Origin of the sequence: Clostridioides sp. ZZV15-6388, assembly GCF_020657755.1 — a bacterium.
GTDB lineage: Bacteria > Bacillota > Clostridia > Peptostreptococcales > Peptostreptococcaceae > Clostridioides.
Genome location: NZ_JAGWCU010000026.1, coordinates 1 through 20,124, shown reverse-complemented (window position 1 = coordinate 20,124; position 20,124 = coordinate 1). Strand labels below are relative to the sequence as shown.

Genomic DNA, 20,124 nt, shown 5'->3' with positions numbered 1-20,124 from the left:
ATGTCAGCAGGTAGTAGAGCTTTAGAAGCTGTTATAAGAATGCGAGATGAAGCTAGTAGGACGCTAAGACAAGTTAGAGATGCTACTAGAGCCCTTCAAAGTCAAACAAATTCTACATCACAAGCACAAGAAAGATTACAAGAACAATTTAGAAAAGTAAGCAATGCAGCTAAAATAGCAGGAGTAGGGATTGTGACTGGAATAGGAGCAGGATTAGTTTCTGCATCTAAAGCAGGTGCAGAATTTGAAACTGCAATGACAAAAACTTCGACAATGTTTGGAGACACTAAAGTAGATACAGAAAACTTGAATAATAAAGTATTAGAGTTATCTAAAAATACAGGAATTGCGGCATCTTCTATTGGCGAAAGTTTATATAATGCTTTATCTTCAGGTATTCCTGTGACAAAAGATATGGGTTCAGCAATGGACTTTATGACTAAAAATGCTAAATTATCTAAAGCAGGATTTACAGATATAGATACAGCTTTAACAGCAACAGCAAAAGTATTAAATGCTTACAAGATGGATGTATCTGAAACTGATAGAGTTCACAAAATTATGATGCAGACACAAAATAAAGGTATTACTACTGTAAATGAGCTAGGAAGCGCACTTGCGGGCGTAACACCAACTTCTTCGGCTATGAGTGTTTCTTTTGAGCAAGTAGGAGCATCACTTGCCAATATGACAGCACAAGGAACACCAACAGCCGAAGCTGTCACACAACTAAATGGGTTAATTGCTGAACTTGGAAAGAGTGGCACAATTGGGAATAAAGCACTTTTAGAAGCAGCAAAAGGAACTAAATATGCTGGTAAATCTTTCAAAGATTTGATGCAAGCAGGAGTTCCACTTAACACAGTGCTTGATTTAATGGATAATAGTGCTAAAAAGAACAAAAAGTCTTTAATAGATATGTTTGGAAGCCTTGAAGCAGGAAAAGCTGCACTTGCACTTAGTGGTCAAAATTCAGAACAATATACGAACAATTTAAAAGCTATGTCCACTCAAGCTGATGTTGTTGGAAGTGCATATGCAAAGATGTCTAATACATTAGAATCTAAGGTGGGAATATTAAAAGAAAGTTTTAAAAATCTAGGTATAGAGATATATAGTAAACTAAAAGAACCTCTTAAAAATGCTACTGAAACAGGAATAAAATGTTTAAGTGACTTAGATAAACAATTTTCAAGTGGGTCACTTAAAGCGGGTGTTTCTCAAATTGCACAATCTTTTGGGGATTTAACATCTACGATTATAAAAGTTGCGACAAAGGCATTGCCAACTATGATTAAGAGTCTTAGTTGGGTTCTTAAAAATGGACCTACTATCGCTAGTATTTTTGTTAGTATAAAAACAGCTTCCATTATGACTAGTGCAGTTAAAAGTATTGTAGCATTAAAAAAAGCTTGGGTTGCGGCTAAATTGGCAGTGCGGGTTTACATGGTTGGCATGGCAGAAGCAGGCACAGTATTAAGTGGATTTCAAGTTTTAGTTGGAGTTTTAACTGGAGAGATGACTATAGCTCAAGGTGTAACACAAGTTTGGAGTGCTACTTTAGCTACACTAGGAGGACCAGTTGGTGTTGCTATAATTGCTATAGTCGCATTAGTTGCAGGTCTTGTAGTCTTGTGGAATACAAACAAGGGTTTTAGAGATTTTGTTATAAATGCTTGGAATAATATAAAAGAAACAGCCACAAAAGTTTGGGGTGGTATATGTAATTTCTTTACACAAACTATTCCACAAGCTTGGAATGATTTATGTACCAGTTTTTCAAATGCAGGACAATGGTTTGGAGAAATGTGGAATAATATAAAACAAGCATTTATAAATGGCTGGAATGCTATTGTAGCTTTCTTCACGCAAACAATTCCAATGTGGATTAATAGCATTGGAGTGTGGTTTGGACAATTACCTGCAAAAATTGGTTATGGATTAGGATTTGCATTAGGGAAAATAATATCTTGGGGTATTTCTGTTTGGACTTACCTAGTTACAAATGTGCCTATATGGATTAATAATATAGGCACATTTTTTGCACAATTACCTAATAAAATTTGGACTTGGCTAGTAAGCACAGTACAAAAAATAGGTCAATGGGGTATGGCTATGATAGCATATGCTCAAATCTACGCTAGAATGATTATTAACAATATAGTAGTATTTTTCCAAACTTTGCCTAGCCGTATCTGGACTTGGCTAGTAAGCACAGTACAAAAAGTAGCAAGTTGGGGAAGTCAAATGGCTACTAAGGGCAGAGAAGGAGCTAAAAAGTTAGTTGACACAGTGGTGGACACTTTAAAATCACTACCTAAAAAAGTTTTGGACATAGGGAAAAATGTTGTTAAAGGGTTGTGGAATGGTATAACTGGAGCTGGTGACTGGTTAAAAGGAAAAGTAAATGATTTTGCAAAGGGTGTAATAGATGGATTTAAAAATGGATTTGGAGTACATTCCCCTTCTTGGAAATTAAGAGATTTAGTAGGTAGATTCCTTCCTTTAGGAATTTGGGAAGGTATAAAAGTAGAATTACCAAGTTTGAAGAGCAATATTGACAATGTAGTTAGTAATTTAACTCAGAGAATGTATAAACCACAAGAAATTGAAGAAAGTGACTATACAAGTAAGTATAAAGAAGCTATAACACAAAGAACTCAGCAAAATACCATCAATAAAACTGATAGTAAAACTACTAATAATAAAGAAAGTAATAATATTACCATAAATATAAATTGGGGTGGTGTTACAGTTAAAGAAGAAGCTGATATGACTAAATTAACTAAGATGTTAGTTAATGAAATAAAGTTAAATTTAGCAGGTGGTGTATAGAAACATAGAACTCTAAAATATGTGAGTATGTGCTATAATCGTAGTATATCATTATATTTTAGGGGGATAAATATATGGCATTATTTAGTTCTAAAGAAAATTGTGTAATATGTGGAGAAAAAACTAAAAATCTGAAAATTAAAGATGGATATGTATGTAAAAAATGTTTGCAAAGATGTACAGGAATAGAGTATGTCCTTAATCCTGCTTTTGGTTCAGCATTTTTAAATAAAAAAAATAAAGAAGTTACAAAGGAGGACATTCTAGGTCTTCTTGAAAAAAGAGGTAATAATCTAGATGAGTTAGATAACTTCAACACTACAAAACAAGTATCTGTTTATTTAGAAATTGATGAAGTACAAAGAAAATGTCTAATACCAGATGGTTCTATAGGGAAAAAAATAAACCCTAAAATTTTTTCTTTTGATGAGATTGTAGAATATGAACTAGTAGAAGATGAAGAAAGTATAATAAAAGGTGGTTTAGGCAAAGCAATAGCAGGGGGAGTGTTATTTGGAGGAGTAGGAGCTGTAGTTGGAGGTGTAACAGGGAAAAAGAAGACAAAGACAGTTGTAAATAGTCTCAAAATAAAAATAACACTTAATAACTTAAATTATCCAAATGTATATATCAATTTGATTACAACACAAACAAAAACAGATTCTTTTATATATAAAAATGCATATGATTCTGCACAACAAATATTATCTATGTTATCTATAATTCAAAATGGAAATAATGAAAATAGTATAGAAAAAAATACAGAAAGTAATAGTTCATTAGAGCAAATAAAAACATTAAAGGAATTGTTGGACATGGGAGCAATAACAGAAGAAGAATTTAATGCTAAGAAAAAAGAATTATTAAATTTATAATATACAGAAAGCACTTGCAAACATGTAAGTGCTTTTTATTATGAGGTGATTATGATAGGCAAAGATATAGAGTTTATTAACTCATTAAAACGATTAAGTTTTTTAATACAAGCAAAAGAAGATTTAATTGAAGATATACATGAGTATTCAAACCACGAAGAAGATATTTCTAGGTATGAAAATTTGGATAAAGCTTTTGAAAAAACTATAATTGATGAAGCTAAGTTTTTAATATCTTTAGAAAAGATATAGAGGTGATGTAATTGGAAATATGGATTAGACAAGCAAATGACACCTTTAGATTTCCTGTTTTTCCATCTTCTTTTGAAATAAACAGTAAAGCAATAGTAAATACCTCAAATGTCTTGAAAACAGGGGAAATTGCAGTGTTTGGAGGTGTAGGCTTAAGAACTACAGAAATATCTAGTTTCTTTCCTAAGAATGAAGCTAGTTACTGTGATTATACAGGCTTCCCATCACCATATGACTGTGTAAATAAAATTCAAAGATGGATGAATGAAGGTTTTATATTAAGATTTACAATTACAGAAACGAATATAAATTTTGAATGTATTATAACAGATTTTCAATATGAAGAAAAAGATTGTACAGGGGATGTGTATTTTACATTAAGTTTAAAAGAATATAAAAGAATACAGATACCTAAAGTTAGTACAAATACAGATTTATCATCATCAAAAGATGTACCGCTTACAAAAGGATTTGAAGTTAAAAATAAACAAAAAACTCATAAGGTAGGTAAAGGAGATAGTCTTTGGTCACTTGCAAAAAAATATTATGGAAATGGGGATTTGTGGAAGAAAATTTATGATGCTAATAAAAAGTTAATTAAAAATCCTGACTTAATAAAGGACGGTTGGGTGTTAACAATTCCTTAAGCGAGGTGATAGAGTTGCAGAAAGTAAGAATAATACCAGAAAACTATGGTCTAACGAAAGAGGATTTAACAGAAAAAGACTTATATTGTATGGCAAAACATATTCAAATAAACGTTATAAAGAGATGTTTTAGAGAAGAACATGATATATTAGACCCTTGCCAAACTTGCAAGTATGAAAGAGAATGTTTTAAAAGTGGATATGGTTATGCGCACTGGGACACATTCACAAAATTATCAAAAATTACAGGAGTAAGAATATGTCCAGGTACAGGTTTTACAGATTAGAAATGTGAAAGAGGTGTTATTATGCAAGAAGAAATAAAACTTTCAGAAAAAGACTTGTATTGCATAGGTAAGTTTATACAAATTGGAGCTATAAAAAGCTTCATGCACAATGAAAAAGACTTAGATTTCCCTTGTACAGATTGCAAATACTTAGATAAATGTTTTGGAGATAATAGAGAATCAGATTTTTGGGATACTTTTTTAAAGTTAAGTAAATTGACTGATTTAAAATTATCTCCATTTAAAGGTTTTAACATAAATTAATCACTTATAAATCGAAAAGACAAGAAGGTGATTTAGATTAATAATATAAAATTACAGGTCCATATAAAAAATGGAGCTATCTATAATATAACTGACATAGTAGAAAAGGTAACTTGGTCAGGTGATTATAAGTCCCCATCAAGGACATTAGAGTTTTCTATAGTACAGTCAGCTTCTGATGTTAACTTTCAGCAAATTAATATACCTATAGCTAGTACAGTTTGTTTCTACGTAGATGAGAAAGAAATCTATCGAGGAATGATAATTAATAGGTCTAAAGACTCTAGCAACAATAGTATTAGTTTTGTATCTAAAGATATGGGGTTTTTACTTACTCAAAGCGAAGTGTCATATAACTTTAAAGACAAGTTAGTTGAAGACATTGCGAAACAAGTATTTAATGACAATAAACTTGCAGTCGGAAACATACCTAAGACTAATGTTAAATACACTAAGATGTTTATTGGTGTAACTGGTTATGACACTATAATGAGTGCATATACAGAAGCTAGTAAGACAACTAAGAAAAAGTACATGATAGAAGCTAATATAGATAAATTTAATGTCATTGAAAAAGGGACTATTACACTAAATGTTATGTTTGAAGAAGGGGCTAATCTTATTAACACAAGCTTCTCAGAAAGTATGGAGAATGTAAAAAACAAGGTATTAGTTGTAGACCAGTATGGTAATAAGATTAGTGAAAAGGTAGACGATAAAATCTTTAAAGATGTTGGAGTAATCATGCAAAAAGTTATACAGCAACAAGAAAATAGTACTGTAGATATAGAAAGCGAATTTAAAGGAATAGAGCAGACTTGCAATCTGAAAGGATATGGTGACGTAAGTTGTATAACTGGTAGAGGGGTAAAAGTAAAAGATTCTTATACTGGTTTAGTTGGATTATTTTATATAGACACAGATAAACATAATTGGGATAGCAACGGAAATTATGAGATAGACTTAGATTTAAACTTCCAAAATATTATGGATGAAAAGACAGCAGGACAAGACGAGCAAAAGGAAGAAAGTTCAGATTTTAGTAGTGGCGAAGGTACTTTGAATGGAAAAGAAGTAAAAGCAGAATTTACAGCTTATTATCCTTCAAATGACCCGCTTCAAGGCGGTTATTATCAAGCAATGGACAATAAAAAGCTTGTACCAAGTAATAACACTTGTGCTGCACCTAGCCAACTTAAATTTAAGACAAAAATTCAAGCAAAATGTGCAGGGACAAAAATAGATGGTAAAACCTATACAGTAACGGATAGAGGAGGAGTCATTAAAGTAGTTAATGGAGTATATAAAATAGATATACTAATGTCTAGCGAAAAAGAATGTTATGATTTTGGAAGAAGAAAAGGAAGCATAATAATTGGAGATGGCACAGGATATACAAATGCGACAGGAAAAGCAGGTACAGTAATAGCAGAAGCTAAAAAACACCTAGGGAAGCCTTATAAATGGGGTGGAAATGGACCTAGTAATTTTGACTGTTCGGGGTTAATGGTATATTGCTTTAAGAAAGTTAATGTTAATCTGCCAAGAACATCAAGACAGCAAGCAACAAAAGGTAAAAAAGTAGAAAAAAATAATCTACAAGCGGGAGATTTAATATTCTTTAAAAATCCTATAAGCCATGTTGCACTTTATATTGGAAACGGAGAGTTTATTGAGGCTCCAGAAACCGGAAAAAATGTTAGAATACGAAAATTAAGCAGTAGAAAAGATTTTAATACAGCAAGGAGAGTATTATAAGGATGGTGATATAGTGGCTAATCCAATAAATGAATTTATAGGAATAATAAGAGAAGAAGGAAAATATCACAATCAACCTTCTTTTTTTATTGGAAAAATTAAAAGTAAATTACCAGATTTAAAAATAGAGACAAATAGCATCATATTAGAAAAAGAAGATATTTTGATAGATAGTTGGATGCTTGATAGACAGATAGAAACATTTAACACAGAAACGAATCAAGAACACCAACATAAAGTAAAAAATCCATTTATAGATACCTTTGAGGAAGATAACATGGTTATAATGTTTAAAATAGGTGATAAATTTGCTGTTGTAAGTAAGTTGGTGAGCTTATAATGAGTACAATATTTCCTTTTATAGGTGTTCCAGAGGATTATATCTTACCTAAAACTGAAGAATTACCGATTTTTCGTGAAGTGGCTTGGAATTTTGAAAAAGATGAGCCTGTTTTAGAAAATGGAGATTTTAAGATTGTTGAAGGAAATGAAGCTATTAAAGTTTGGGTGTACAAATGTATTAAAACCAATAGGTATGAACATGAAATTTATAGCTGGGGCTATGGAACTGAATTATCTGAACTAATAGGGCAGAAATATAGTAAAGGTCTTACAGAAAGTGAAGCTAGTAGATATATAAAAGAGTCTTTATTAGTTAATCCATATATATTAGATGTTAGTGTTGCAAATACAAAATTCATAGATGATTTACTAAGTGTAGATATACAAATTTCAACGATTTATGGGGAGGTGGAAGTTAATGTATAGTAGTCAAACATATGATGTTGTTAAAAACAGAACTCTATCCAATATAGACCTAAATGTTTATAAGGGCGAAGGCTCTTTTTTAAGTGATATGATATCTCCTGTTAATAGTGAATTAGCAAAATTCTATATAGAACTTTCATATCTTCATAAGAAAGCTTTTATAGAAGATAACTTCGATGATTTTCTTGATAAGAGAGTAAATGAGTTTGGAGTATATAGAAAACTTGGAACAGAGGCAATAGGTGAGGTAATATTTGAAGGAAAAACTGGAACAATTATTCCAAACGGAACAATAATTTCTTACAATGAGTTATTATTTGTAGTAATCAAAGATATAGAAATTAGTTCGGAAATCGAACAAAATACAAGCCCTGTACAGGCTTTAGAAATTGGTATTAGATATAATATGCCTGCAAGTACTGAATTTAAGTTACAAGACGAAATAGCTGGAGTAACAAGAATTTATAATAATTTAGCATTTCAAGGTGGTACAGAAATAGAAACAGATGAGGAATTAAAAGAGAGATTCTATAAAATACAGAAAAATCAAGCTACAAGTGGAAATAAGGCACATTATGAAGCGTGGGCTTTAGAAGTTGAAGGTGTATATAATGCAAAGGTATATCCAAGATGGAATGGTGCTGGGACAGTTAAAGTTCTTTTATTTGGTCAAAATAATCAAGCAGTAGACGCAGAAATAATCGAGAGATGTAGAGAACATATCGAGGCAGAAATGCCAATAGGATGTACATTAACAGTCGCAACACCTTCGCCACTTAATATAAGCATAAGTGCAACTATAAAACTAGAAGCAGGATACACACTAGATTTTGTAAAAGAAAGTTTTTTAGAAAGCATTAATGGCTATTTAATAAATGTTAATAAAGAAATAATTTACACTAAAGTAAGTGCAATACTTGCATCTATTGAAGGTCTACATGACTTTAGCAACTTAATTTTAAATAATAAAGCTGAAAATATAGTATTTGAAGAGGACAAAGTACCAAGTGTGACAACTTTAGAATTTAGCGAGGTGGTTTAATGAAATTAATTGATAAGCTACCTTCTTTTTATAACAATGATATTACTAGAAAAATACAAGAAGCTTATGACATAGAACTGGAGACGCTTAGAGAAACGTATGACGATACTTTTGACCAATTCTTTGTTGATACAGCCACCTGGGGACTTGATTACTGGGAAAATATTTTATCTATTAAAAATAGATTTGATTTAAGTATAGAAGATAGAAGAAGTAATATAAAAGCGAAAATGCGTGGTAAGGGTACAACTACTATAGAAGTTATAAAAGCTATAGGAGAGGCTTATACAAAGACTAATGTTGATGTAGAAGTATTTAGTAATCTATTTAGTTTTACACTTAGCTTTATAACAAATAATTGTAGTTATAACACTATTTTAGAATTAGACAAGAAAATAGAAGAAATAAAACCTGCACATTTAGAACATAGGTTTGAGATGGTTTTATTTAACCAAAACTCTATGTTTACAGGTTCTACAATGAATACAGGTGAAACAGTTACTATATATCCATATACTCCAACAAACTTTGAAAGTTTTGGAGAATTAACAATAGCTACAGGTAATGATAGAAGTATGGAAAAAGTAACATTATATCCTAGACAGGAGGTGGTATAGGTTGGCAGAACAAAAATATTATACACTTTTGACAACGATAGGAAAGGCATCTATTGCAAATGCGACAGCTTTAGGCAATAAAGTAGATTTAGTTAAATTACAGCTTGGTGACGGAGCAGGGGCAGAATATAATCCAACGGAAGAACAAACTTCTCTAAAAAACGTAGTTTGGGAAGGTTCTATAAATAATGTAAAGATAGACGAAGAAAATCCAAACTGGATAGTAATAGAAACTGTAATCCCAGGTAGTGTGGGTGGCTTTATGATAAGAGAAGTAGGGATATTTGATTCAAAAGAACAACTAATTGCAGTATCTAAATATCCAGAAACATACAAACCAACTGCTGACTCAGGGAGTGTAAAAGACTTAGTTATAAAAATTATTTTAGTAGTTTCTAATACTTCAAGTGTAAATTTGAAAGTAGACCCAACAGTAATTTTAGCAACTTTAAAAGACATACAAGAGTTAGACACTAAAATTGATACAACCAAAACAGAATTAACAAGCAACATAGAAACTGCTAAAACAGAGTTAAATGGAAAAATAGGGGATACAACACAACTTACTACAACAGATAAAACTAGTCTTGTTGGTGCATTGAATGAGGTAAAAACTAGTGTAGATAGTATAGAAACAACAGCAGAAAAAACAAGTTATAATAATGCTACAAGTAAACTTACTGCTACAAATGTACAAGGGGCGATTGATGAAGTTGTTAGAAAGATAGAAAATTTTAACGAGGTTAATATATCTATACAAAATGATATGTTGCCTATATAAGAGAGGAGAGTGAGAAAATGCAAACAGTATGGAATTTTGGTTATAATGGTTCACCACAAAATGTTACATTGAAACCCGGTAAATATAAATTTGAATGTTGGGGTTCTTCTGGAGGTATCAACAATTCTTCTTGGTATACTGATGCTAAAGGCGGATATTCTAAAGGTGAAATTACATTAAAAAAACAAACTACATTATATATTTATGTCGGCGAAAGTGGTTATGCTTCTTCATCTACGAATAATAACACTAAAAGTTGTTTTAATGGTGGTGGTAAAGGTTACTTAAATCAACAGGTTATGGGTACTTATTATTCTATGTACGGTGGTGGTGCTACGGATATAAGACTTGTTGGAGGTGCTTGGGATAATGAGCAAAGTCTTTTATCTAGAATAATTGTTGCAGGTGGCGGAGGAGGTTCATATTCTTATACTGGTGGTGCAGGAGGAGGATTAGAAGGAGGTGCTGGATATAGTGCTAACGACAGACATCGTCCTGGCGGTACTCAATTTCAAGGTGGTATTGGTCGTGTAAACACAGAAAACGGAAGTTTTGGAAAAGGAGGTTCTGTTAAAGATTCGTTTGGTGAAGGTGGTGGAGGTGGTTGGTTTGGTGGTGCGGGTATGAATGGTGGTGGTGCAGCTGGTGGAGGAAGTGGCTATATATTAACAAAAAATAGTTATAAGCCTGTTGGCTACACACCAACATCTGAATATTATTTTGATAACATAGTTATGACACCAGGTGGAAATACTAGTGGTGCTTATGGTTATGCCCTAATAACATTACTACAAGCATTACCTTTTTTAACCGTATCCTCTTATAACTCCACACAAGCAACGTTTAAAGCTGACCACACAGACCCTACACTATTAACTAAAATAGAATACTTTATAGATGATGTATTAAAAGAAACTATAACAACAGACTTAACAGAAGAGAAAACAATTAACTATACATTAGAAGATAATGCACTACACACTCTTAAAATAGTTGTTACAGACAGTAATAATGCTACAGTAGAAAAGGTACTAAGTATAAGCAAAGGAATTGCACCTCTTCCAAGTGGTTCTACAACAGATGAAGTTACAAACAAATGGATAGAAATTAAAAATACATTTAAAAGTGGTAAAACAAGTATTATAAATACTTTAGCATTAAAGAATATAGATTCATCTTTAAATAATACACTAGTAGAGTTATCAGAGAAAATAAAAGCATCATTTGATAGTGGAGATGCTAGTTTACAGGATTTGATGAACCAGTTGATGCAAGCTAATAATACTATAAGTCAGTTAAACTCTAAATATAAATATGCTAATGGGACTACTTATGCTAGAGAAAATTCTTCCTTAATTGCATGTGTATATGACCCTAATACTTCTCATACCATTAAAGAAGAGAATCCATATTGGCTTGAACTAAATGGAATTGGATTTATTCCTGATATATTTTTTGCTGAATGTGAATATGAGCCACATTCGGATGCTTTTTATAAATATTTTGTTTTTGCAATTAAAAATACTTTTTTAGTTTCTAATAACACGGGATTTGTAGTTAATATTGCTTTTGGCAAGAATTATAGTGATAAATCTTTTAATTTACGAGGAAGTTTATATACCCTTGGCAAAAAACATGTTTCGATGGATAATACTGGAGTTAGAGTACCTGCATTAAACACTCTAAATAATTTTAGAGCATATAAATGGCATGCGATAAAATTTAAATAAATGAGGTGACTAAATGAATAGAGCAAATAGAATTATTTATGACCAAACTGGTAAAATACTTTTACAAACTGGAGAAGCAACAGGTGATGTATTACCACATGACAGCATAACAGAGTTAAGTTTCTTAGATGTTGAATATGGAAGTATAGACTATAGTAAACAGTATATAGAATCTATAAACTCAACAACAAAAGAACTTATTTTAAAAGAAATTCCAATCTATTTAAGTGAAGAAGAAAAAAGAATACAAGAGTTAGAAAATCAATTATTACTAAATGAAAATGAGAAAGTAGGAGGAATTTTATAATGAATATAAATAATGTTGTAGTAAGAATATTAGCAGAGAGAATCCTAAATAAAGGATTAAACCCTTTGAAAAATCGAGAGTTTGAATTAGATGACGTGACTAATACAGATTACAGAAAAGCTGTAGAGGATTATATAATTAGAGAAAGCGGAGTAGTAGAAGGAGTAGAACTAACTATATAGGTGGTTCTTTTTTAATACAAAAAACAGTATTAAATGAGTGATTATAATATATAAAAAATGACAGATACGAAAAATAATAAATTTATTCTATATAGTTCAGAAATTTTATTGATTTTAAAACTTTTATATTGTAGTATTTTCTTAAGATTCATAAAAATGTTAAGGAGAAATTATACTATGAATATAATTCGGTATATAGCAAATGGTATTAGGTATATAGTTAAGTATATTTGGAATATGATTAAGAATTTATATCCTAATGGAGTTATAAAATTAGAAGATAATAGGGTAGAAAAGATAAAGGAAGAGTTTAAACTTATAGAGGATGGATTAAATATTATAAATACAAACGAAGAAAATATACTTCAGTTAAAAATTATAAGACTTAAATATGAACTAAAAATTATGTCAAGAGAAAACACATTATCCGCAAATATATTTGATAGTATTATTTCAAAATTTTTGCCAATTGGAGCTGTTGTTTTTGGGATTATGCTAATCAATAAAAAATTAGAAACTATATTTGAAAATAAAAGTATAGAAACAGTTCTCTATATGGCTTTATGTACAATTGTAGTTTTATTTCTTATTTATCTTGTGATAAAAACTATTTCTCTATCTATTTGTACTTATTATACTAACAGTATAGAAGAATATAAAATTATATTAAAGTTAGTTGATTTAAAAATTGAAGAATTAAAAGACGGAAACAATACAAATTTAAGTAATTTATAAAAAGTTTTGAAGAATTAGGTTTATTTTAACTTAATTCTTTTTTATTTCAATTAATTAGGAGGTTTTCATGAATGAAGAACTTTTCAAAGATAATTTGAAACGACATGAGGTAACAATAAATAAACATAATGATGAAATAGACGAATTAAAGGTAGCAAATATAGAATCTAAAGCAGAATTAAAAGCATTGTGTGAGAACTTAAACTCACTTACAAGTATGCTCAAGTGGTTGATTGGAACAATGATTACAACACTAATAGGATTCTTTATATTTGCAATACAGAGAGGAATATTTTAATTAATTAGGAGGACAAAAGATGGATAACTTAATAAGTTTCATACCAGAGCAGTTACTAATTTTAGTTGCTGCTCTTTATGTTTTAGGGGTTGGTTGTAAGAAGTATAATCAGTTAGATAATAAGTATATTCCAGTAGTCTTATTGATACTTGGTATAGGTTTCTCAATATGGATGTTGGGATTAAATGCTGATGCAGTCTTACAAGGTGTAATTTGTTGGGGTATATCAATAGGTATAAATCAAACTTACAAACAGTTGAAGGAGGAAAATAAATAATGGTAGATATAATAAAAATGTTAACAAAGAAAAAATGTTATCCAAGCAAAAACAATGCAAAGTTTATAGTAATCCATGAAACTGATAACGAGGACAAGGGAGCAGATGCCAAAAGACATGCACAAGCACTTAATAATGGTAACTTAGAAGCAAGTGTACACTATTATGTTGATGATAAAATGATATATCAAACACTAGACCACAAGGATGGTGCTTGGGCGGTTGGCAAGAGTTATGGAACTGCATTAGTTGCAGGAGTTACAAACTACAATAGTATTAATATAGAAATATGTGTAAATCGTGATGGTAATTACACAAAAGCAAGACAAAATGCAATAGACTTAACTAGAAAACTCATGAAAGATTTAAATATTAGTGCAGATAAAGTAATTAGACATTATGATGCTAAGAGAAAATATTGTCCTCGTAAGATGCTTGATAATCCAAAATTATGGGTAGATTTTAAAGATAAGATAAAAAATGATGGGGGTGTGAATAGTATGATAAAATACACAATAGTCTATGATGGAGAGGTTGACAGAATATCAGCTGAGGTTATTGGTTGGAATTATAAGAAAGAAGAATGTAGAGTATGTGATATAAAAGATTATGTACCTGGTCAGACGCAAAATCTTTATGTCGTAGGGGGAGGGGCATGCAATAAGATAAGTTCTATTACTAAAGAAAAATACACAATGATAAAAGGTAATGATAGATTTGATACACTTTATAAAGCATTAGATTTTATAGATAAATAAGAAGGGGGTGTTTGTTCAATGAAATGGTAACTAAAAATAGTTACCATTTTTTTTTTGATTGTTCCATTTTCATATCATTAAGAACTTGTTGAGCAATAAGTGAGAATTCGATTTTTTTCTCCATATCTAGTCCCATATTACTAATGTCTATAATAAATTTAATTATAAAATATATACTAATTAGAACTGGAATAAGACAAAGTATTATAAGTATTACATTTATAACTGTTGGCTTCAAATTCAAAGACAATTTTAAAATATTCTCAAAGTAATCTGAAAACGAAGTAAGTGCCAAAGTAAAAAAGCATGATAAAATAGCAGCAAAAAAAGTAGAAGCTATACTGAATATAGGATTAGACTGCTTTTTAATTAATATATCAAGTCTTAATTGTTCCAATTCAACATTTATGGTATTTTCCATTGAATTATAATAATTAAAAATTTTTTCATACTCTGCTTTGAAGTTATCCATATCGTTAGAATTTTTTAAATAGTATTCTTTTTCCTTTTTTTCTTTCTTTAAGTTAAACCATTTTTTTAATATATTCATAATTCGTCACCTCCAATATATTCTATATATCATATAATCAAATTTTTTTCATTATTTTGTCGAACGATTTTTGTAGAAATAGATCAAAGAAAATTGATATCAATAAAATATAACTATATAATTTTATTATAGGTTATTTGATATTTAGTTCAAAATAATGAAGTTAGATCTAAAAAACTTATTAGTATATAAAATTCTTATACTTAATATTGTTGTAAATAGTGGGAGTTAATTGAGAGGAGAATTTATGGCAAATATAAATGATTTTAAAATTGTAAATACATACAGTAGAAAAATGTTTGAGTATATAGGCATAAAAAAAGTAGATTCGTTAAAAGAAAGTGAAAAAACCAGGCTAGGATTTTATCATTTAATATTAGAAAACATAACTGGATTAAGAGATATTGATGATATAAAAGATATAATAATTGATACTGATTATAACAAAATTGTAAATGGAGAAATAATAAATGATCTTGGTATAGATGCAGTACATATAACAGATGATGAAATACAATTATTTAATTTTAAATTTAGAGAAAAGTTTAATGAAGATAAGACTAAAAGTGAAAATGATTTATCTGTTAGCATGAAGTTTCTACAGTATATACAAAATAATCAGAGGCTATGTGATTTAGACGATAAAGTAAGATTTCGTATAGAAAAAATAAGAGAATTATTGGATAGTAATTATATATATAATATTAAATTGTATATGGTATCTAATGAAGCAAAAGGTTATGCTAATAATTCTAATGTATATATTAATACTCTAGAAGAGAACTATGGAATGAAAGTAGTTAACATTTCTTTAGATGATATTATGGGTTTTTTCAATGTAAAGAAGGAGAATCAAAATTGTAAATTTATGATTTCAGGGGACGATTTTTTGTGTTATGAAAAAGACAAGAAATCTAGTAGAAAATCTTATATTGTAAGATTGTCTTTGTTTGATTTAATAAGGATAACACTATCAGATCAAGAACTCAGAGATAATTATTCTATAGAAAATGATTATTCAATTGATAAAAAGAAATTAGACTATTCATTGCTATACGACAATGTTAGAGGATATTTAGGAGAAACTGAATATAATGTAAAGATAGAACAAACATTAAAAAGCAAACATAAAGAGTTTTTTATGTTTAATAATGGTATAACAGTAACTGCAAAAAATATAAGTTGTGATTCTAAAAATAGTGGGATGAAATATCTATTTGAAATAGAAAGTTTTCAAATTGTTAATGGGGGACAAACATTAAGGTCTATATATGAGTTCTTTAAAAATGAAAAAGATGATTTGAAGTTTATCAAATTGAGAGAAGCTTCTATTCTAGTAAGAATATTTAAAATAGAGGATGATAGCGAATTAAAAAATGAAATAGCAGAGTATACGAATAGTCAAAATTCAATTTCACCAGCCGATTTGAAATCAGTAGATAGCATACAAATTCAAATTGAAGAATATTTCAAAGCAAATGGAATATTATATGTTAGAAAAGCAGGTATGATTGGAGATGATGATTATACATATGAAAATAGAATATCAAAAGAAAGATTAGCTCAAATACTATATTCGGTTAATGGATATCCTGATAGAGCGTCTAACCAAAAGAAAAAGTTATTTCAAGAATATTATGATGAAATTTTTAGAGGAGAAAATTTCACATTAGAAAATGCAATAAGATATAGTAATCTTTATTTTGAAATTGAAAAGATATATAAAGACAAAAAAGAACATATTGAATATTATGATCAAAAAACATTTTACATAATTTATATGTTTGAAAAATATGGATGTGATATAAATGAATCTATTGATATCCTTGAGGATGCATTAAACAAACATCAATCTTCTGTTAGTAATTCTAGAAAGTTAATACAGAAGAAATTTAAGGATTATCTAGACTCTATTGTTGAACCTAAATAATAAAGTTTTAGATTGTAAACTAGAAGATGAAGAAATCAAAAAGGCTATTAACTAGTAATCTTAATTAGATTCATTTAGTTGATGTTAAAATATGAAAACTATAGTAGAAGTTGCAATAATAAAACGAATGAAAATTATCATACCAAAACATAAGACATGTTATAATTGTATTAGATATATACATTAACATACACCAAAGCACTCTTTTTATAAGGAGTGCTTATTTTTTTGAAATTCATTAGCATATAAACTATCAAGAACCTTACTCAACACACCTTAAAATTGATTTAAATAGCTCTTTTTCATACACAAAATTAATGATATAATAAAAAAATAGAAGTGTACTGCCAATACACTTCTATAGTTATAACTAAGCATTCTCTTGCTGGGGAGTGCTTTTTTCACTTCTCCAAACAACATTGTTTTTTTCATCTGTAATTATCAAGTCAATCTCATTCTCTTTCAATATTTCTGTTGCAGTATAAATCAGATTATCTAAGTCAAAACTTCGAGTTATCTCTAGTTGTTTGTTATTTAATGCTCTTTTCAGTATATAAGTTTTAAAACACATTTATACCACCCCTTAAGCACTAAGATATTCTTGTAAGCATTCTTCTGCTTCTTCTAATGTAGAAAATTCATCTACGTATTGGTCGAAGTTTCTAATATATTCAGTCTTATATTTAGTGCTATTCATTTCTATAAAAGCAATAGTTTTACCATTATCATAGTAGCGATTTATCACGAAGTATTTTTCTGTGGTAGATACATTTTCTTTATCTCCTGCAACTAAGTCTTTAGCACTGAAATTAGGTGCCATGCTATGATTGCCTACTCTTATGTATTCATAATCATCACTGAAACGGATTTTAGCACATCTAACAGTATCATCTTCTTTATAAGTTATAGTTTTATCAGTTCTTTTAATAACCTCTATAGTATAAACACAGTTATGGTCGCACACACTTTTTGCAAAATAAGTTTTACCTACTTCAAATTTTATCATTTTGATACACTCCTTTAATTTTATTGTTAGAATAATTTCTAATATAATAGAAATAATTTCTAATTTATTATAAATATAATATAAAATAGAGCATATGTCAATAAAAAATTCTAATAAAATAGAAATTTATTTTGACATTATAGAAATATTAATGTTATCATTTAATTAAGAGAGGTGATAAGATGGTGTCATATAAACCTTTATGGAGAATGATGTTTGATAAAGATATTAAAAAAATGGAATTTAAAAAAAGAGCTAATATAAGCAATGGAACTCTTTCAAAATTAAGTAAAAATGAGTATGTTTCATTAGTAGTAATTGAAAAGATATGTTTAGCTTTTGAGTGTACTCCAAATGATGTAGTTGAGATTAAAAAAGACAGAGAATAGATATTTGATAATTGTAAAATTATGTTATAATTAAAATGCAAGAATAATCTTGCAAGAGGCTACAATCTAAGGGCGAAAGTTTTCAGAAATCACCTTCGTATGAAAGGGGGTGAGTATATGAAAACACTTATGTTTATACTTGTTATAGCGTATTATATTACTATTGTAATAAAATCTATTACAACAATAGTAAAGTCTATAACAAGATTATTAGATTCTATAAATAGATTAAAAGAATCTTTACATAAACTAAGAAATCGTCCTGACTGCAATCAAGACGATTTCAATGAATAAATCATTACTTAAATTATTTTGAATTTGAAACTTCGCTCTAGAGCAATAGATTGTAGTTTCTTTTTTGTTTTTGATACGAATTTACATCTTTATTATATCGCATTTTAAGAAAAAATAAAACTATGAATATTAGAGATATATTTTATCTCTAAGTATACATATTATTACCTACCTAAAAAACTTTCACAAAAACAAAAAGAGTAGATGTTTTTGGCAACTGGATGACATAACTTATAAGATATTTTATAAGTGCTAATCCTTATAGTTTTGCATAACTAAGTTTCTTTAATTCTGCTGATTTAGTTTTATTCTACAACTAAAATAATACAATGTAATTAATTATTATTCAACAAGATTGTTTGAAAATTGAATAAATTTATGGATATGAATAATCTTTTTTATATATAAAAACAAACTAAAACAGTAGAATATATGGTAAATTTTACCTGTAGTTTTTGTGTTAAAAAGCTCCTATTATTAATCTAAGCTAAATTGAATTTGAGGGAGTGACATAAAATGGAGCAACAAGAAGTAGTTAGCAAACTACGCAGAGGGGAATTAATGCTGATGGAATATATGTGGAGGGAAAAGTCTGTTCTATCTAAAGAAATAATAGTAGTAATGAAAGAAAAATATGGTTGGAGGAAAAGTACTACAAAACTTCTCCTAAAAAGATTAGTGAAAATGAAAATATTGCAAAGGAAGATAGAAAGTTTTAATTTTAATTATGAATTATTAGTAACTAAAAAAGAGTATTTAAATGCTATAAAAGAAGAAAGAGAGATTAGTGAGTATGATAACTTTTTTATACGAACATTTACTACTATACATAGAAAAGACGAAATGACAGAAGAAGAAATAAAAGCGTTTATAGAAAGTATGCAAGATTTATAAAAAATAATTTTACATGCTTAATAGAAAGAAGGGATATATTATGTTAAATAAAAAATTGCCGGATTCAGAATTCAAGATTATGAAATATATGTGGAATTCTGGATATAAAACTGTAATATCAAAAGATGTTGCAGATTGGATGGAGCAAGAGTATGGATGGAAACAAACTACAACACTAACACTTTTATCAAGATTAACTAAAAGAGGTTTTTTAGCTTCTCAAAAAATAGGCAAGCACACACATTATACAATATTAATAAAAGAAAAAGAATATTTAAAATCAGAAACTAAAAAACTCTTTGGAGGTTTACATAATAATCCTATTTCTAATCTAATTTCAAAACTACATAGTAGAGAAGAAATAAGTAATGACAAATTAGATGCACTTGAGGAGTGGGTGAGAAGTTGGCAAGATGATGAGGAATAGGAATAGATAAAAAGGTAGCACTTATATTAGTAGCTACCTTTTTATTTCTGTGGATAAATTTGTGGATAAGTTGTGGAAAACTTATGTAAAATTTGTGGATAAAATATTTTACTGACATTTTACTGACATAAGTGCTAATGTTCTATTTTAAAGTACTGAAATATCAACGATTAAGTATATAAAAATAAAAAAGATATTATTCTAATAAGGAATAATAAATA

General features: G+C 29.1%; 27 protein-coding genes. 24 read left to right on the top strand and 3 right to left on the bottom strand.

The annotated features are described in order from the left end of the window. The 19 genes from KGF48_RS14465 to KGF48_RS14375 all read left to right on the top strand — a co-directional run bounded on the left by KGF48_RS14465 (window position 1) and on the right by KGF48_RS14375 (window position 14,413). Window positions 1-2,835 carry a phage tail tape measure protein gene (locus KGF48_RS14465; RefSeq protein WP_227868181.1) on the top strand — a complete coding sequence of 945 codons (2,835 nt, stop codon included), beginning with the start codon at window positions 1-3 and terminating at the stop codon, window positions 2,833-2,835. A 74-nt stretch (window positions 2,836-2,909) separates the two neighbouring features. Further along, window positions 2,910-3,710, top strand: a complete 801-nt coding sequence (locus KGF48_RS14460) for an SHOCT domain-containing protein (RefSeq protein WP_077710280.1) — start codon at window positions 2,910-2,912, stop codon at window positions 3,708-3,710. 51 nt (window positions 3,711-3,761) lie between these two features. Beyond that, a complete protein-coding gene (locus KGF48_RS14455; RefSeq protein ID WP_227868180.1) occupies window positions 3,762-3,962 on the top strand; it encodes a hypothetical protein in 201 nt (66 codons plus the stop codon). A gap of 11 nt (window positions 3,963-3,973) precedes the next feature. After that, window positions 3,974-4,609: a LysM peptidoglycan-binding domain-containing protein gene (locus KGF48_RS14450; protein ID WP_227868179.1), complete on the top strand. Its 636-nt coding sequence runs from the start codon at window positions 3,974-3,976 to the stop codon at window positions 4,607-4,609. 5 nt (window positions 4,610-4,614) lie between these two features. Beyond that, a complete protein-coding gene (locus KGF48_RS14445; protein WP_227854886.1) occupies window positions 4,615-4,896 on the top strand; it encodes a hypothetical protein in 282 nt (93 codons plus the stop codon). Window positions 4,897-4,917: 21 nt separating this feature from the next. Further along, the gene (locus tag KGF48_RS14440; protein WP_227854887.1) at window positions 4,918-5,160 is read left to right on the top strand and encodes a hypothetical protein; all 243 of its coding nucleotides are present in this window, start codon (window positions 4,918-4,920) and stop codon (window positions 5,158-5,160) included. Between the two features lie 258 nt (window positions 5,161-5,418). Beyond that, complete coding sequence (locus KGF48_RS14435; protein ID WP_227854888.1) at window positions 5,419-6,918, top strand: NlpC/P60 family protein; 1,500 nt, start codon at window positions 5,419-5,421, stop codon at window positions 6,916-6,918. A gap of 13 nt (window positions 6,919-6,931) precedes the next feature. Continuing rightward, on the top strand, window positions 6,932-7,258 hold the full coding sequence (locus KGF48_RS14430) for a DUF2577 family protein (RefSeq protein WP_077710345.1): 327 nt from the start codon (window positions 6,932-6,934) through the stop codon (window positions 7,256-7,258). Continuing rightward, window positions 7,258-7,686 carry a DUF2634 domain-containing protein gene (locus tag KGF48_RS14425; RefSeq protein WP_077710344.1) on the top strand — a complete coding sequence of 143 codons (429 nt, stop codon included), beginning with the start codon at window positions 7,258-7,260 and terminating at the stop codon, window positions 7,684-7,686. Before KGF48_RS14430 ends, KGF48_RS14425 begins: the two co-directional genes overlap by 1 nt. Next, complete coding sequence (locus tag KGF48_RS14420) at window positions 7,679-8,728, top strand: baseplate J/gp47 family protein (protein ID WP_227854889.1); 1,050 nt, start codon at window positions 7,679-7,681, stop codon at window positions 8,726-8,728. Before KGF48_RS14425 ends, KGF48_RS14420 begins: the two co-directional genes overlap by 8 nt. Further along, the gene (locus KGF48_RS14415; protein ID WP_227854890.1) at window positions 8,728-9,345 is read left to right on the top strand and encodes a putative phage tail protein; all 618 of its coding nucleotides are present in this window, start codon (window positions 8,728-8,730) and stop codon (window positions 9,343-9,345) included. Before KGF48_RS14420 ends, KGF48_RS14415 begins: the two co-directional genes overlap by 1 nt. A gap of 1 nt (window position 9,346) precedes the next feature. Further along, window positions 9,347-10,126, top strand: a complete 780-nt coding sequence (locus KGF48_RS14410; RefSeq protein ID WP_227868178.1) for a phage tail protein — start codon at window positions 9,347-9,349, stop codon at window positions 10,124-10,126. Between the two features lie 17 nt (window positions 10,127-10,143). Beyond that, window positions 10,144-11,856, top strand: a complete 1,713-nt coding sequence (locus KGF48_RS14405; RefSeq protein WP_227868177.1) for a glycine rich domain-containing protein — start codon at window positions 10,144-10,146, stop codon at window positions 11,854-11,856. A 13-nt stretch (window positions 11,857-11,869) separates the two neighbouring features. Next, window positions 11,870-12,163: a hypothetical protein gene (locus KGF48_RS14400; protein WP_021425770.1), complete on the top strand. Its 294-nt coding sequence runs from the start codon at window positions 11,870-11,872 to the stop codon at window positions 12,161-12,163. Further along, window positions 12,163-12,345, top strand: a complete 183-nt coding sequence (locus KGF48_RS14395) for a hypothetical protein (protein WP_021425742.1) — start codon at window positions 12,163-12,165, stop codon at window positions 12,343-12,345. The genes KGF48_RS14400 and KGF48_RS14395 overlap by 1 nt, the downstream gene beginning before the upstream one ends. Window positions 12,346-12,522: 177 nt before the next feature. Continuing rightward, window positions 12,523-13,080, top strand: coding sequence for a hypothetical protein (locus KGF48_RS14390; protein WP_021425785.1), 558 nt, complete (start codon window positions 12,523-12,525; stop codon window positions 13,078-13,080). A 67-nt stretch (window positions 13,081-13,147) separates the two neighbouring features. Further along, on the top strand, window positions 13,148-13,378 hold the full coding sequence (locus KGF48_RS14385; protein ID WP_021425760.1) for a hemolysin XhlA family protein: 231 nt from the start codon (window positions 13,148-13,150) through the stop codon (window positions 13,376-13,378). 19 nt (window positions 13,379-13,397) lie between these two features. Then, entirely contained in the window at window positions 13,398-13,655 is a 258-nt protein-coding gene (locus tag KGF48_RS14380) for a phage holin family protein (RefSeq protein ID WP_021425741.1), read from the top strand. After that, window positions 13,655-14,413, top strand: a complete 759-nt coding sequence (locus KGF48_RS14375) for a peptidoglycan recognition family protein (RefSeq protein WP_227868176.1) — start codon at window positions 13,655-13,657, stop codon at window positions 14,411-14,413. The genes KGF48_RS14380 and KGF48_RS14375 overlap by 1 nt, the downstream gene beginning before the upstream one ends. Window positions 14,414-14,453: 40 nt before the next feature. Here the strand turns inward: KGF48_RS14375 and KGF48_RS14370 are convergent, their stop codons facing one another. Continuing rightward, entirely contained in the window at window positions 14,454-14,963 is a 510-nt protein-coding gene (locus KGF48_RS14370; RefSeq protein WP_227868175.1) for a hypothetical protein, read from the bottom strand. A gap of 247 nt (window positions 14,964-15,210) precedes the next feature. Here KGF48_RS14370 and KGF48_RS14365 point away from each other — a divergent pair, with 247 nt between their 5' ends. Further along, the gene (locus tag KGF48_RS14365; RefSeq protein WP_022618988.1) at window positions 15,211-16,893 is read left to right on the top strand and encodes an AIPR family protein; all 1,683 of its coding nucleotides are present in this window, start codon (window positions 15,211-15,213) and stop codon (window positions 16,891-16,893) included. 370 nt (window positions 16,894-17,263) lie between these two features. Here KGF48_RS14365 and KGF48_RS14360 read toward each other — a convergent pair whose 3' ends face one another. Next, a complete protein-coding gene (locus KGF48_RS14360) occupies window positions 17,264-17,464 on the bottom strand; it encodes a hypothetical protein (protein WP_227868174.1) in 201 nt (66 codons plus the stop codon). A gap of 12 nt (window positions 17,465-17,476) precedes the next feature. After that, on the bottom strand, window positions 17,477-17,899 hold the full coding sequence (locus tag KGF48_RS14355; protein WP_227868173.1) for a hypothetical protein: 423 nt from the start codon (window positions 17,897-17,899) through the stop codon (window positions 17,477-17,479). Window positions 17,900-18,081: 182 nt separating this feature from the next. Between KGF48_RS14355 and KGF48_RS14350 the strand changes: the two genes are divergently transcribed. From KGF48_RS14350 to KGF48_RS14335, 4 genes are all read left to right on the top strand, one after another. Next, complete coding sequence (locus KGF48_RS14350) at window positions 18,082-18,288, top strand: helix-turn-helix domain-containing protein (RefSeq protein WP_227850518.1); 207 nt, start codon at window positions 18,082-18,084, stop codon at window positions 18,286-18,288. Between the two features lie 117 nt (window positions 18,289-18,405). After that, window positions 18,406-18,582 carry a hypothetical protein gene (locus KGF48_RS14345; protein ID WP_227850517.1) on the top strand — a complete coding sequence of 59 codons (177 nt, stop codon included), beginning with the start codon at window positions 18,406-18,408 and terminating at the stop codon, window positions 18,580-18,582. 516 nt (window positions 18,583-19,098) lie between these two features. Beyond that, window positions 19,099-19,476, top strand: a complete 378-nt coding sequence (locus tag KGF48_RS14340) for a BlaI/MecI/CopY family transcriptional regulator (protein WP_227850516.1) — start codon at window positions 19,099-19,101, stop codon at window positions 19,474-19,476. Window positions 19,477-19,516: 40 nt separating this feature from the next. After that, the gene (locus tag KGF48_RS14335) at window positions 19,517-19,903 is read left to right on the top strand and encodes a BlaI/MecI/CopY family transcriptional regulator (RefSeq protein ID WP_227850515.1); all 387 of its coding nucleotides are present in this window, start codon (window positions 19,517-19,519) and stop codon (window positions 19,901-19,903) included. Window positions 19,904-20,124: the final 221 nt, after the last annotated feature.